Source organism: Bacillus sp. FSL K6-1218 (assembly GCF_038006445.1).
Lineage (GTDB): Bacteria > Bacillota > Bacilli > Bacillales > Bacillaceae_G > Bacillus_A > Bacillus_A thuringiensis_S.
The window spans coordinates 5,151,591-5,165,964 of record NZ_JBBOVE010000001.1 but is presented as its reverse complement, the minus strand read 5'-3'; the positions used below and the strand labels follow the sequence as shown (position 1 = coordinate 5,165,964).

The window sequence follows — 14,374 nt, the reverse complement described above, 5'->3', positions numbered from 1 at the left end:
AGAATGATATAAATGGTGGTGAATGAGTTCGTGGAGTCGTGGATTTTTGAAATAATGCGGGCAGTTGGACGTTTTTTCTTACACCCTGCTGTCTATATATTTGTAATAAGTAGTATCTTCGTTGGATACTTACGTATGTTAAGAGAACGAAAAGATTTTTCTTTTAAAGTTTATGATATTTGGTTTGAACTGCGAACCTCTCTATTTGCAGGGATGGGATACGGATTAGTAGTATCTATTATTACGATTGGGCTTGGACTTGTTGTTTCTAAAGCAAGCTTATGGGCCATTTTAATTTGGACATTACTATTTGGATTAACGGCTATGTATCGATATTTATCGGCGGCTTATACATTTAGCATTGCGATTGTATGTGTTCTATTATCTTCTAAGCTACCAATTTCCTTCTTACAGCTTCGAGAAGGTGAAGAGAATACCATTGTATCCCTTGCTATTTTGCTAGGCGTTATGCTTATTGTAGAAGGTTTATTGATTTCTAAAAACGCAGTAGGATACTCTACACCGAAGATTAGGAAGGGGAAGCGTGGATTAAAGATTGGTTTACACGAATCAAAGCGTTTATGGATCGTTCCTATTTTTATTCTTGTACCGGGTGATGCGGTAACGCAGTTTATTTCATGGTGGCCTGTCGTTTCAATAGGTTCAAATACATATTCTCTATTCCTCGTTCCATTTTTAATTGGATTTATGAGAAAGATTAAAAGTTATGAGCCGACGGAAGCTTTATTATTTACAGGAAGACGTGTTTATGGGTTAGCAGGACTTGTGCTCGTTTTAGGAATCGCAAGTTACTGGTGGCATGTACTTGCAATTATCGCGATGGGAGTCGCAATGCTTGGGCGTTTCACAATTTCGATGCAAGAGAAAATTACTGATGAAACAAGACCAGCGTATTTTGCTGCACGCAATGATGGGCTCGTTGTACTAGATACAATCCCAAATACAATTGGAGCAGAGCTAAAATTACTGCCTGGAGAAATTATTACGAAAGTAAATGGAGTCATTCCAAAAAGCGCCGAGGAATTTTATGATGCGCTTCAAACGAAGACGACAGGAGCATTTTGTAAATTAGAAGTATTAGATACAAATGGTGAGCTTCGTCTTGCGCAAACTGCATTATATGCTGGTGGACATCACGAATTAGGTATTGTATTTGTTGAGCAGGAGCATGAGTGGGATTCGGAAGCGATGTAATAGAAGGAAAGGTATCATCTTGTGGTGGTACCTTTTTTGTTTTTTGGGGGGAGGGTAGTTAGTAAATGAAATTTATATCGGCGATTATTCGAATATATCGACTTCCTGGAAAAAACGACAACTATCAAAAATCTTATTTTTAGTTTCATAGACGGATAACTTGAATAATTATTTGATAATGGTTATCATTTAGAGAGTCTTTTTAATTTTGGAAAATGGAGGTAAGATATGCTGCGTAAATTTTTTTCTTACTATAAACCGTATAAAGGTTTATTTATACTCGACTTTTCTTGTGCGGTTGTCGCAGGATTACTAGAACTTGGCTTCCCGCTTATCGTAAATCAATTTATTGATAAGTTATTGCCAGGACAAAACTGGACGCTTATTTTATGGGCTTGTTTCGGTTTACTTGCAGTGTATATATTAAATGCAGGCTTACAATATGTTGTTACATATTGGGGACATATGCTTGGTGTTAACATTGAAACGGATATGAGGCAGAAATTATTTGATCATATTCAAAAGCTATCATTTAGATTTTTTGACAATAATAAAACAGGTCATTTAATTTCACGTCTTACAAACGACTTAATGGAAATTGGGGAAATTGCTCACCATGGACCGGAAGATTTATTTATCGCTATTATGACTTTAGTTGGGGCATTCTCATTTATGATGATGATCAACTGGAAGTTAGCGCTATTAACGTTCTTCGTCATTCCATTCTTATTATGGTTAGCACTTTACTTCAACAAAAAAATGACAGGTACATTTAGACGTTTATTCTCAGACGTTGCTGATTTCAATGCATGTATTGAGAACAATGTTGGTGGTATTCGCGTAGTACAAGCATTCGGAAATGAAAAGTTTGAGAAAGAGCAATTTGCTGTTAACAACGCTCGTTTCCGTACAACGAAATTAATGGCGTATAAAATTATGGCATTAAATTCATCGATTAGTTATATGCTCATGCGTCTCGTAACACTCTTTGTGTTAATATGCGGTACATGGTTTGTTCTGCAAGGTGAATTAACGTACGGTGGATTTATTGGATTCGTTCTATTAACGAATATTTTCTTCCGCCCAATTGAAAAAATTAATGCGGTAATCGAAAGCTATCCGAAAGGGATCGCTGGTTTTAAGAGATATGTAGAGCTTCTGGAAACAGAGCCAGATATTGTAGACTCTAAAGGTGCGATGGAAGTTAAACATGTACATGGTGATATTCAATATAGCAACATTACGTTCGGATATGAAAATAAAGAACCGATTTTAAATGACATTAGTTTGAACATACATGCAGGTGAAACGGTTGCGTTCGTTGGACCATCAGGAGCTGGAAAAACAACGTTATGTAGTTTACTCCCACGTTTTTATGAACAATCGTCTGGTTCAATCCAAATTGATGGTATTGATACGAAAGATATGACATTATCTTCACTTCGTAAACAAATTGGAATTGTGCAGCAAGATGTGTTCTTATTCTCAGGAACGATTCGTGAAAATATTGCTTACGGAAATTTAAAAGCGTCAGAAGCTGAAATTTGGCAGGCGGTAAAACGTGCGCAGTTAGAAGACTTAATTTACTCACAACCAGACGGTTTAGATACCGTTATCGGTGAGCGTGGTGTGAAACTTTCTGGTGGACAGAAACAGCGTCTAGCGATTGCTCGTATGTTCTTGAAAAACCCACCAATTTTAATATTAGATGAAGCGACTTCTGCATTAGATACAGAGACGGAACTAGCGATTCAAAAATCGCTTGCAGAACTATCTGTCGGCCGTACAACATTAGTTATCGCTCACAGGCTTGCAACGATTAAAAATGCAGATCGTATCGTCGTTGTAAATAAAGATGGTATTGCAGAACAAGGTTCGCATGAGGAACTAATTGAGCAAGGCGGAGGATACAGCCGATTATACGAAGCTCAGTTCAGTTCATAAATATAATTTCTACTGAATTAGTGCACCATAAGTAAGTGAAAATCTTATATGGGAGGCTATAAAGCATGATTGTAACAACAACGTCTACAATTCAAGGAAAAGAAATTATTGAGTACATCGATATCGTCAATGGAGAAGCGATTATGGGCGCGAATATCGTTCGTGACCTTTTCGCTTCTGTTCGTGACGTTGTCGGCGGTCGCGCGGGTGCTTATGAAAGTAAATTAAAAGAAGCGCGCGACATCGCAATGGAAGAAATGAAAACTTTCGCAAGACAAAAAAATGCAAATGCTATTGTTGGTATCGACGTGGATTACGAAGTAGTTCGCGAAGGAATGCTAATGGTTGCAGTGAGCGGGACTGCTGTCCGTATATAAAAGTAAAAAGCCGTGCATCAGCACGGCTTTTTACTTTTATATGTCGAAGTTTCAATATTTCTTGGGAAATGCGGAAGGTCCCGTCGATATATAGGGAAGACATTAGAGTACTTCTTTACATTTTTGAATTTGAGTTAATAATTTTGCGTATTCTTGTTCGAGAGATGTGATGTCATCGTGATGATTTGGCATGGAAATTCGGCCGATGATTTCTGTTAATTTTGTTTGTAATCGTAATAATTCTTGTTCAGTAACGTTTACAGAATCCCCGGTTGTTCTTTTTGTGTATTGCTCGTAATTACCGTGGAATATTCTTGGTTCACTCTCATCTACTTGTAGAATATGGTCTGCAACAGAGCGAATAAAGGCACGGTCATGGCTAATGAAAAGTACTGTGCCAGGGTATTCTCGTAACATGATTTCTAATTCTTCTTGCGTCGCTAAGTCTAAATAGTTTGTCGGTTCATCGAGCAGAAGCATATTATAGTTTCCTAAAAATACTTTTGCGAGTGCGACCTTCATTCGTTCGCCGCCACTTAAGACATGTACAGGTTTATGAACATCTTCACGGCGGAATAAAAGCCGTGCAAGTATTGTTCGAACGAATGCTTCTGTATAGTTGGTTTCTTCTAGAGCGTTCTCTAAAATGGTTTTATCTGTTTTTAAAATTGATAGTGTTTGTTCAAAGTATCCAATTTTACAACTTTTCGAAAGCTGAATGCCACGCTCGTTTGCGAGAAGCATGTTGAACAAAGTTGTTTTGCCGCTTCCGTTTGCACCTAAAATAGCAAGTTTTGCACCAGGGGCAATAGCTCCATTCATATTTTTAAATAGTGTGCGGTCGCCTATTTTCTTTGTTGCTTTATTGAACTGTACTGCCACTTTACTATGAATGGGTATATGGTATTGCACGTCAAACTGAGTCTGAGAAAGATCCTTTGGCTTTTCTTTCTTTTCTAGTTTTTCGAGACGTGTTTCTAATGCTTTCGCTGCTTTGCTAACCTGTTCTTGGCCATGAGCTCCGCTTAACTTATAAAGTTTAGATTCAGATGAACTGAACCGAGTTGGGATTTTTGTCATGCTAGAAGCACGTTGCTTTTTTTGTGAAATTGATTGCTCTAAACGATTTTTTTCTTGTACATATTGCTCATATTCTGCTTGTTTTTGTGTTCGTTCACGTTCTTTTTGTTTTCGATAGTTGGAATAATTCCCTTTATACTCTTGAATAGTACCGTCTTCAATTCCAATGATTTTTGTACATATATTATCTAAAAAATCACGATCATGTGATATTAAAACAAGTGCCCCTTTATAAGATAAAAGTGCCTTTTCTAATTGCTCTGTACCAACCATATCTAAGTGGCTTGTTGGTTCATCTGCGAATAAAATGCCTGCATCCTGTTCGAGAGCATGGGCAATCTTTAGGCGCATTCGTTCACCGCCGCTCATTGCATCTGTAACGTTTGAAATACTCCATTTTCCTTTTGCGAGAGAAGAAGCGGTTTCCGGTAGTTCCTCGCTAAGCTGAGGAATGATGCTGATAGAACTATGGTGAGTTACTATGCCATTGTCAGCTTCTATTTCTTTACTTAATATTTTTAATAACGTAGATTTACCAGCTCCGTTGACTCCGACAATTCCTATACGATCCTGTGCTTGAATTTCCAGTGACGGTAACGTAAATAGTGTGCGATCACCAAAGCTCTTTTCAATATTGCGTGCGAATAAAATAGTCATAAAAAAACCTCCCTAGTTTCACTAGAGAGGATAAACGTCGCCCTTGCATGTAAAAAATCGTACATAAATAAACGATTTTTTTACATGATCGTTTCGAAAGAAAGTATCGACAAATGGACAGACTAATCCTCTGCTAGTTTTCATCATTTTTTGTTCACTATTTGTGATGGATGAAATAAATAAGAGAATTAGAACTTCATTGGTCAAAGTACCTTCCTTTCATAATGTTACTTTTATTGTATGCGTATACAAAATGGTTTGTCAAAGTTATTTTTGCTTGTGATTTTTGAATTCGTTATTATACAGTTGTACCTTTGCTAGTGCTTCAGCATCATTTTTGATTTCATCTAATCCATTCGCATCCCCAATAATATATCCTTCAAATGATGAACCAACAAAATCAAAGATGTATTGAAACTGAGCGATAAGCGGCAATGCTTTCAGTTTAGGATTGTCTCCGCCAACGATGACAACATACATTTTTTTGCCTTTCATTTTTTCTTTGAAATGAAGAGATGTATCGCGCAAGCTTTGTGACCAACGATCGACGAAGTTTTTCATATGTCCGCTCATTCCGTACCAGTATAGCGGTGTAGCAAAGATAATTGTGTCGTGCTCTAACATGCGTTTGGTTAACTGCTCATAATCATCATTTACAGGTTGGAATCCTTCTGCGTCATGACGTTGGTCTGTAATAGGATGGACTGTATGGTCTCGCAAGTAAATTTGTTCTGTTTCAATGCCCTCTATCATCATATGTGTTAAAGCTTCTGTATTTCCGTTTTGTCTTGAACTGCCATGTATAACAAACATGTAATCATCCCTTTTCTTTTGCTTGTTTTAGGAGTGAAACGTGTTTTTGCAAATTTGTTTGAATGTTGGAAAGCAATGAGATTTGCTTTGTTACTTCATTGAGTTTATCTTCATAAAGCATAAGGATACTACTGCACGGATTGTCGTACAGGTGCGGTTCAATTTCAAGGCAGCGTAGCATCCTTGCCGTCTCTTCTAAATTTAAGCCAATTTGTAAGTACATTTGAATAAGTTCTACTTTTTCGATGGCACTTTCATCAAAATCACGGTAGCCATTTGCGAGGCGCTTAGAAGGGAGTAGTCCCTTTTCTTCGTAATGTCTTAGTGATCTTTCACTAACGCCAGTTTCTTTTGATAATTCTCCAATTCGCAATGTGTTTCACTCCTTTTACATGTATTGTAAACCTTCACACTAATGTGAAGGTCAATGCTGTTTTTTCGCAAAAGAATCTAGATGATTTAAGAACACTTGAATGGCTTTAGATGGAATGAAATATTTGCCGCGCACGATGGAGAACGGACGGATTAGTTGTTCATTTGGAACTTCGACGTGGAATAGTTCTTTTGCTAGTAGCTCTTTCCGTACCGTCCAATCAGAAAGTATAGCGATGCCAAGACCGGCACTAACAGCTTCCTTTACGCTTTGGATACTACTGAATGTAAAGAATCGTTTCATCTTTAAATGGTGTTGATGAATAAAGCGGTCACTATAAGCGCGTGTACCAGAACCACTTTCTCTTAGTACCCATACTTGATCTTGGAGTGTGCTTTCACTTATTTCATTTGTGCGGAGCAATGAATGATTTGGCGGAACGACGAGCTTCATTTCATCTTGCATAAATGTTTCAACGTCAACGTCAGCGTATACGACTTGCCCTTCTACTAAGCCGATATCAATTTGATTAGAGCGAAGGCTTTGCAAAACGTCTTCTGTATTTGAGATGAAAGTATGAACTTCGACGTGTGGATTTTCATTCGCATAGTTAGCCAGTATTTTTGGAAGTAAGTATTCGCCAATTGTAAAACTAGCACCGATGCGAAGTGTTCCTGTTACAACGTTATGTAGTTCATTAATTTCTTGCTTAGCATCTTCGTAAAGAGAGAGCATTTGCTTTGCATGTATATATAATATGTTTCCAGCTTCCGTAACTTGGACGTGCTTCGGGGAGCGTTGAATAAGTGTAGTGCCAAATTCGTTTTCTAAGTTGCGTATATGCATACTTACTCCGGGTTGTGAAAGGTTTAATAATTCTGCTGCACGAGAGAAATGTTTCTGTTCAACGACAGTAACAAAAATTTTTAAAATGTCTACGTTCATATAATGGGATCCTTTCTTTTTCTATCATCTTATCATAAGTATTTCTGATGATAGGGATTCAATATTGATATTAAACTTATTATAGAAACTCTCTTATAATGTAAGTAGAAAGAACATGCATGTTCCAATACGATTATTGGGGTGGTACAAGGTGGAACAAACACTTGTTATACAAAAGAAGAAGGGCTTTGGATTTTCGCAAGGAATTGGGATTACATTATTAATCGCAATTGCCGCGAAATATTTAGCAGAGCTTCCATTTTTAAATATTATGGGACAATTAGTAATTGCTATTCTAATTGGGATGGTTTGGCGAGCAGCTATCGGAGTTCCGCAAGAAGCGATAGCTGGAACGAATTTCGCGAGTAAGAAATTACTTCGCTTTGGGATCATCTTACTTGGAATGCGATTAAATCTTGTTGATATTGCGGAGGCAGGGCCGAAAGTATTAGTCATCGCGGCGGTTGTTATTACATTTACTATTTTTGTTGTATATGGACTAACGAAAGTATTTAAAGTAGAGAAGAAGCTTGGAATTTTAACAGCGTGTGGAACAGCAATTTGCGGCGCGGCCGCGGTTGTGGCAATTGCACCGCAAGTGAAAGCAAAAGATGACGAAACAGCAGTTGGAGCAGCGATCATCGCAATTTTAGGTACAATATTTACGCTTATTTATACGTTATTATATCCAGTGCTTGGTTTATCTCCGTACGGTTACGGTGTATTCTCAGGTGCGACGCTGCATGAAATCGCTCATGTCATCGCAGCTGCGGCACCAGGAGGAAGTACGGCTGTAGACATCGCAGTTATCGTGAAATTAACGCGCGTTGCAATGCTTGTGCCAGTAGCGATTTTAATTGGATTATGGTTTGGTAAGAGTGAAGGTAGCGAGGAAAAAAAATCGTGGCGCGACCTTCCAATTCCGTGGTTCATCTTCGGATTTTTAGCGATGAGTGCAGTACATTCGCTCGGGGTTATACCAGAAGTTGTTGCCGGCTACATTGTTGTCATTGCTTACATGCTTATTGCAATGGCGATGGCGGGGCTTGGTTTAAATGTAGAGTTTAAAACGTTCCGTAAGTTAGGAAGTAAGGCATTCGTGGCGGGGCTGATCGGTTCGGTTTGCCTTTCTATTCTTGGCTATGTTCTTGTATATGTATTAGGATTTATGTAGTAGGACGAAGAAGCTGTTCCAAAAGATATTTTGGGACAGCTTTTTTTCTTATGATTATAGTGCTACTGATGTCGATATATTTGGGAAATCGCTGATATAAATTGAATTACTCTTGTACTTAGTTAGAGAAGATGTTCAGTGAAATGTTTTACTAAAATTTGTAAAGATATCTTTACTTGTAACTGGAAAATATTTATAATTAAAGTAAAGATATCTTTACTTTCGAAGGTGGAGCCTATGGGTGTGAAAAATAAAATAAAAGAGTTAAGAAAGCAACATCATATAACGCAAGTTGAAATGGCAAAGGCGATGCAGGTGACGCGGCAGACGATTGTGGCGATTGAAAATCATCACTATAACCCGAGTCTAGAGTTATCCCTAAAAATCGCCAAATATTTTGGAGTGAAGGTGGAGGAAATCTTTACGCTGGAGTAAGGGGAGGAAAAATGAACGATACTAAAAAGTTATTAATCGGTGCGACTTTTGGATTGTTTTTGGGAGACATTATAGTTCATATTATGAATCCGGCTATACCAATTTTACCGCTCGTAGTGAGTAACGTTTTAGCAATTGTATTTTTGATAGTGTATGTGTATTACAAAAAACGTAAGTACAAAAAAGAAGAACTTCCCGATATAGATGAGCGAGTAAATGAAAATATAAAAAAGCATGTAAACGTCTCATTTGTATTCGCATTTCTGTTGCTTATTGTTTATATTGTTGCGAGTAAAGCAATAGGCAGGGCTGTTATACCAGTGCAAGAGATATTTATAATATGTAGTTCCTTATTTGCAGGTAGTTTCATTATAGGAGTTATGGTAGGAAAACGAGCATAGCGATAGGGGGAATAAAAAATGCAGGATGAGTTTGAGAGATTTCAGTCAGATAAAGCGTTTAAATATGTAGGGTTATTTTTTACGATTAGTTTAGCGATATGGAGTTTATATAATTTAATTGTTGATGGAAATGCTGGTATGCCGTTTGTTTTATTTGTACTAGGGCAGTGGGTGTATTTTCTTGTGAACTATTGGCCGAAGTGGAAATATAGAAATCGAAAAGAGGCTGATCATGTATGAGTAAGAGAGAGGTCATGAGATTCGTAGGGAGTTTGCTTGTAGCAGGAATTCTTTTAAATACGAGTTTAATGATTTTAAGTATTTCGTGGGGAACTATTTTTATATCGAATGTAGCGCTAGTCATTTTATATGGAATTTCGGAATATAAAGAGCAGAAGCGTTTGAAAGAAGAGGGAGTACCATCGATTGATGAGCGAGTTGTGAACAAGATGAAGTCATATTTTACGATTTGTATTACAAGCTTCGTTTTCTTGTTTATTATGTATCTTTGTGTAAATAAGTATTTAGATAGGCAAGCAGTACATGTAACTGAGCTATTATATATTGCTATTTTTGGTGTATTAATAAGTATCGCATCAACGAGCGTGTTAGCAACAAAGAATAATAGATAGAAAAAGGGGAACTGGGATGGAATTACCGGTGTTATGTGTCGCTACAGCTATATTTGCGCTTCTTTGGGGAATGCAAAACTTTTCTCGTAATCCAGTGCCAAGCATTTGTATTATGATTGGCACTGTAGGTTTATCATATTATTTATTAGTTTCAGCTCATTATCATAAAACAGCAACGAGTGTTGTCGTTGGGGCACTTATTTTATTTTGTGGGCGTGCTGTACAAAAAGGATTATTTCCGTAAAAGCTGTTTATACAAAGAGTATAAACAGCTTTTTGTATTTTTTTTACAAAAGACTTGAAAGTTACGTAACGTCATCTTTTATAATGAAGGGGAAGAGGTGATGGTAGTGATTTCAATACAAGAATTGACGAGAGAAACAGGGGTTACAGTACGTACATTACGTTATTATGATCAAATAGATTTATTAAAGCCGAGCGGGAAAACAGAAGGTGGGCATCGTTTATATAGTGAAGTTGACGTAATAAGGCTGCAACAAATTTTATTTTTAAAGGAAATGGGATTTTCATTAAAAGAGGCTGCGAATATGTTAGTAATAGGTGAGCTTAACTTAAAGGATTCTCTTGAAAAACAACTTCGGTTTGTACAGGAAGAACAAAAGAAATTTAATCGAATGGAGCGTGTTTTACAAGCTGTTGTTTATTCGGTAGATGTGGAGGGAGAACTTGATTGGAAAGTTATGTTTGAACTTATTCAGCTTTCTAAACAGTCTCCTCGTATACGTGAAATATTCCAAAATGAAGTGTTTTCAAAGGAAGAACAAAAGTTGCTTCACAATTTGCCGAATATGAGTGAAGAAGATCCGAATGTTTTAGAATGGGTAGATTTATTAAAGCAATTCCATACTTTTATGAAGGAAGGTAAAGAAGCTGCTAGTGATGAGGTACAAGGGGCAACGAAAAAATTAATGCAGAAGTGTTTAGAAATGACTAATGGTGACGAAGCGTTTTTAGATAAGTTATGGGAAGTTAGAAAATCGAAGGAAGATTCACAGAAAATGAGCATGTATCCAATTGAAGAAGAACTTTTAATATATATGGATGAAGCTTTTCGTATTTATGATGAAAAGGAGAAGGATAAATGAGTATACTCGCAGAATATCGTTGGTATTTTTTAATTGGGGCAGAAATTGTATTTTGGTTATCAGCTATCGGTTTCTTTTTACTCCGTTACGGATTCCGTTTGAAAAAGGCGAGCTTTATTATGGGAATTGTACTCCTCATAAATGAAGTGTTTATTTTAACTTTAGGGGTAGTGGACTATTATCAAACAGGAAAGTTCTCTAACTTTCAGATCATTACTGTAATTATTTTATTGTATGCAGTTTTCTACGGGAAAAAGGATTTGAAGAAGCTTGATATATTTGCGCAAAAGCTAGTTGCGAAATGGCGGAATGAACCAGCGCCAATTATGGAAGAGCACGTAGAATTAACAGGTATGGCCTATGCGAAGCAGGAAATAAAAAATTGGGTATTACATCTTGTTTTATTCGTTGGTGTGCACATATTCTTTTTCTTCGCGTATGGATTTATTCCATTTGAACAATGGGGTAATTGGTTAGAATCGGGAATCGTTTTAAATAAAGCTGCAAGCCGTGTGAGCCAAGTGTGGGCAATTATATTTTTAGTTGATACAGCGATTTCATTTTCATATGTGATTTTTCCGAAGAAGGAGAAAAGAAAAGAAAAGCTACTTTCATAGTTGAAAGTAGCTTTTGGGTATACAAATAATTTTTATAGGAGAGGATGACAATAGGAAAAAGAACCAGTTTTATATGTCTATTTCTCTTTAGTTTAGTAGCATGTTCACCATCTAACACTACAATTAATAAGAAGAATGATGTCATCGTAAAGGGAACCAGGATTTCCAATCTAGATAAATTCGAGCAGTTCGTTTTGAATGTGGAACAAGGGAAAGTTGATGAAATAAGAATTGTACAGTATACCGATGAAGGTGACCCGGTTTTTCAAACGTTAGAACATAGTGGGAAAGATATACTTTATGTATTAGATAGTAGACAAGACAAATTTGCTGGTGAGGATAAAGGCTTATATAAAGATAGCTGTAAAAGGATTGTTAAAGAGCAGTGTGAATTGCAAACGGCTTATAGGTTAATAGACTGTGTGAATGAAAATGGGCGCAATGGATATGATTTATTATATGTACCTGAAAAATAGAGTTAGTAGAGGAAGGAAGTTTTGACTCCTTCCTTTTTCTATGTATATATTGTCGAAAATTTTACCGAATATCTGTTCGTTTTTTTAGGTTTTTTATGGGTGTTCGTGGTAAAATAATAATACAGATTTTTATGAGGAGGTCGGATTTTACTTGGAACATCAATTTGAAATTATATCAGCGTATTCCCCGCAAGGTGATCAGCCGGTAGCTATAGAGAAGCTTGTAGAGGGAATTAATAGTGGAAAGAAAAAGCAAGTGTTACTTGGAGCAACAGGAACGGGTAAGACATTTACGATTTCAAATGTCATTAAAGAAGTGCAAAAGCCAACACTTGTCATGGCTCACAATAAAACGTTAGCAGGACAGCTATATAGTGAGTTGAAAGACTTTTTTCCGAATAATGCAGTTGAATATTTTGTTAGTTATTATGATTATTATCAGCCAGAAGCGTATGTGCCGCAAACAGATACGTTTATTGAAAAAGACGCGCAGATTAATGATGAAATCGATAAATTGCGTCACTCAGCAACGTCTGCATTATTTGAACGGGACGATGTAATTATCGTTGCGAGTGTTTCGTGTATATATGGTTTAGGTTCTCCTGAAGAGTACCGTGAGTTAGTTGTTTCACTTCGAGTTGGTATGGAAAAGGACCGCAATCAATTGCTTCGTGAACTTGTTGATGTGCAGTATGGACGTAATGATATTGATTTCAAGCGTGGTACATTCCGTGTGCGCGGAGATGTAGTTGAAATCTTCCCGGCATCACTTGATGAGCATTGTATCCGAATTGAGTTTTTCGGTGATGAAATCGATCGTATTCGCGAAGTAAATGCGTTAACAGGTGAAGTATTAGCAGAACGTGATCATGTAGCAATCTTCCCGGCATCTCACTTCGTTACACGTGAAGAGAAAATGAAGGTCGCTATTGAAAATATCGAAAAAGAATTAGAAGAGCGTTTAAAGGAGTTAAATGATAACGGTAAGTTGTTAGAAGCGCAGCGTATAGAGCAACGTACACGTTATGATTTAGAAATGATGCGCGAGATGGGCTTTTGTTCAGGGATTGAAAACTATTCCCGTCATTTAACACTTCGTCCAGCAGGTGCAACGCCGTATACGTTATTAGATTATTTCCCGAAAGATTTCTTAATCGTTATGGATGAATCGCACGTATCAGTGCCACAAGTAAGAGCGATGTATAACGGTGACCAAGCACGTAAACAAGTGCTTGTGGATCATGGATTCCGTCTGCCATCGGCTCTAGATAATAGACCGCTCATGTTTGATGAGTTTGAAGAGAAAACAAATCAAGTTATTTACGTTTCAGCAACGCCGGGACCGTATGAGTTAGAGCAGTCACCAGAAGTAATAGAACAAATTATTCGTCCAACAGGGCTTTTAGATCCACCAATCGATATACGACCTATTGAAGGTCAAATTGACGATCTATTAGGAGAAATTCAAGATCGTATTGCAAAAAATGAACGTGTACTAATTACGACTTTAACGAAGAAAATGTCAGAGGATTTAACGGATTACTTAAAAGATGTAGGAATTAAAGTGAACTATCTTCACTCTGAAATTAAAACGTTAGAACGTATTGAAATTATCCGTGACCTTCGCCTTGGTAAGTTTGATGTACTTGTCGGTATTAACTTATTACGAGAAGGATTAGATATTCCAGAAGTATCACTTGTAGCTATTTTAGATGCAGATAAGGAAGGGTTTTTGCGTTCAGAACGTTCGTTAATTCAAACGATTGGTCGTGCGGCGCGTAATGAAAACGGCCGCGTTATTATGTACGCAGATCGCATAACAAGATCGATGGGAATTGCAATTGAAGAAACGCAGCGTCGTCGTACTATACAAGAAGCTTACAATGAAGAGCATGGTATCACGCCGAAAACGATTCAAAAAGGCGTTCGTGATGTAATCCGTGCAACGACAGCGGCTGAAGAGACAGAAACATACGAAGCAACTCCTGCTAAGAAAATGACGAAAAAAGAGCGCGAAAAGACAATTGCGAAGATGGAAGCAGAGATGAAAGAAGCAGCAAAAGCGTTAGACTTCGAGCGTGCAGCTGAACTAAGAGATTTACTATTAGAATTAAAAGCGGAAGGGTGAA

At 37.3% G+C, this 14,374-nt stretch carries 17 protein-coding genes; 13 read left to right on the top strand and 4 right to left on the bottom strand.

What is annotated here, in order from left to right; genetic code table 11:
* Nucleotides 1–12 precede the first annotated feature (12 nt).
* From MHI26_RS26615 to MHI26_RS26605, 3 genes are all read left to right on the top strand, one after another.
* A complete protein-coding gene (locus tag MHI26_RS26615) occupies nucleotides 13–1,215 on the top strand; it encodes a PDZ domain-containing protein (RefSeq protein WP_050427763.1) in 1,203 nt (400 codons plus the stop codon).
* 228 nt (nucleotides 1,216–1,443) lie between these two features.
* Nucleotides 1,444–3,159 (top strand): ABC transporter ATP-binding protein, encoded by a 1,716-nt coding sequence (locus MHI26_RS26610; RefSeq protein ID WP_000944608.1) that lies wholly within the window; start codon nucleotides 1,444–1,446, stop codon nucleotides 3,157–3,159.
* A gap of 65 nt (nucleotides 3,160–3,224) precedes the next feature.
* Nucleotides 3,225–3,536, top strand: a complete 312-nt coding sequence (locus MHI26_RS26605) for a heavy metal-binding domain-containing protein (RefSeq protein WP_000637523.1) — start codon at nucleotides 3,225–3,227, stop codon at nucleotides 3,534–3,536.
* Between the two features lie 102 nt (nucleotides 3,537–3,638).
* On the opposite strand, the gene abc-f is transcribed toward MHI26_RS26605, so the two are convergent.
* The 4 genes from abc-f to MHI26_RS26585 form a co-directional block, all read right to left on the bottom strand.
* Nucleotides 3,639–5,273, bottom strand: a complete 1,635-nt coding sequence (gene abc-f, locus MHI26_RS26600; RefSeq protein ID WP_061667788.1) for a ribosomal protection-like ABC-F family protein — start codon at nucleotides 5,271–5,273, stop codon at nucleotides 3,639–3,641.
* A gap of 267 nt (nucleotides 5,274–5,540) precedes the next feature.
* On the bottom strand, nucleotides 5,541–6,086 hold the full coding sequence (locus MHI26_RS26595; protein ID WP_061667787.1) for a flavodoxin family protein: 546 nt from the start codon (nucleotides 6,084–6,086) through the stop codon (nucleotides 5,541–5,543).
* A 4-nt stretch (nucleotides 6,087–6,090) separates the two neighbouring features.
* Nucleotides 6,091–6,459, bottom strand: a complete 369-nt coding sequence (locus MHI26_RS26590; RefSeq protein WP_001219194.1) for a MerR family transcriptional regulator — start codon at nucleotides 6,457–6,459, stop codon at nucleotides 6,091–6,093.
* Between the two features lie 51 nt (nucleotides 6,460–6,510).
* Nucleotides 6,511–7,404, bottom strand: coding sequence for a LysR family transcriptional regulator (locus MHI26_RS26585; RefSeq protein WP_001099997.1), 894 nt, complete (start codon nucleotides 7,402–7,404; stop codon nucleotides 6,511–6,513).
* A gap of 151 nt (nucleotides 7,405–7,555) precedes the next feature.
* On the opposite strand from MHI26_RS26585, the gene MHI26_RS26580 reads away from it, so the two are divergent.
* From MHI26_RS26580 to uvrB, 10 genes are all read left to right on the top strand, one after another.
* On the top strand, nucleotides 7,556–8,578 hold the full coding sequence (locus MHI26_RS26580) for a YeiH family protein (RefSeq protein ID WP_000438419.1): 1,023 nt from the start codon (nucleotides 7,556–7,558) through the stop codon (nucleotides 8,576–8,578).
* Nucleotides 8,579–8,815: 237 nt separating this feature from the next.
* Nucleotides 8,816–9,013 carry a helix-turn-helix transcriptional regulator gene (locus tag MHI26_RS26575; RefSeq protein WP_000538359.1) on the top strand — a complete coding sequence of 66 codons (198 nt, stop codon included), beginning with the start codon at nucleotides 8,816–8,818 and terminating at the stop codon, nucleotides 9,011–9,013.
* Between the two features lie 11 nt (nucleotides 9,014–9,024).
* A complete protein-coding gene (locus MHI26_RS26570) occupies nucleotides 9,025–9,414 on the top strand; it encodes a hypothetical protein (RefSeq protein WP_061667786.1) in 390 nt (129 codons plus the stop codon).
* Nucleotides 9,415–9,432: 18 nt separating this feature from the next.
* Nucleotides 9,433–9,654: a hypothetical protein gene (locus MHI26_RS26565; protein ID WP_001150199.1), complete on the top strand. Its 222-nt coding sequence runs from the start codon at nucleotides 9,433–9,435 to the stop codon at nucleotides 9,652–9,654.
* On the top strand, nucleotides 9,651–10,046 hold the full coding sequence (locus MHI26_RS26560) for a hypothetical protein (RefSeq protein WP_061667785.1): 396 nt from the start codon (nucleotides 9,651–9,653) through the stop codon (nucleotides 10,044–10,046). The genes MHI26_RS26565 and MHI26_RS26560 overlap by 4 nt, the downstream gene beginning before the upstream one ends.
* Before the next feature lie 16 nt (nucleotides 10,047–10,062).
* Nucleotides 10,063–10,290, top strand: coding sequence for a hypothetical protein (locus MHI26_RS26555; RefSeq protein ID WP_061667784.1), 228 nt, complete (start codon nucleotides 10,063–10,065; stop codon nucleotides 10,288–10,290).
* 100 nt (nucleotides 10,291–10,390) lie between these two features.
* Nucleotides 10,391–11,152 (top strand): MerR family transcriptional regulator, encoded by a 762-nt coding sequence (locus tag MHI26_RS26550; protein WP_000260347.1) that lies wholly within the window; start codon nucleotides 10,391–10,393, stop codon nucleotides 11,150–11,152.
* Nucleotides 11,149–11,769, top strand: coding sequence for a hypothetical protein (locus MHI26_RS26545; RefSeq protein WP_000025193.1), 621 nt, complete (start codon nucleotides 11,149–11,151; stop codon nucleotides 11,767–11,769). The genes MHI26_RS26550 and MHI26_RS26545 overlap by 4 nt, the downstream gene beginning before the upstream one ends.
* Before the next feature lie 44 nt (nucleotides 11,770–11,813).
* Nucleotides 11,814–12,245 (top strand): DUF4362 domain-containing protein, encoded by a 432-nt coding sequence (locus MHI26_RS26540; RefSeq protein ID WP_000151998.1) that lies wholly within the window; start codon nucleotides 11,814–11,816, stop codon nucleotides 12,243–12,245.
* Between the two features lie 151 nt (nucleotides 12,246–12,396).
* Nucleotides 12,397–14,373, top strand: coding sequence for an excinuclease ABC subunit B (gene uvrB, locus MHI26_RS26535; protein ID WP_000400993.1), 1,977 nt, complete (start codon nucleotides 12,397–12,399; stop codon nucleotides 14,371–14,373).
* Nucleotide 14,374 lies beyond the last annotated feature (1 nt).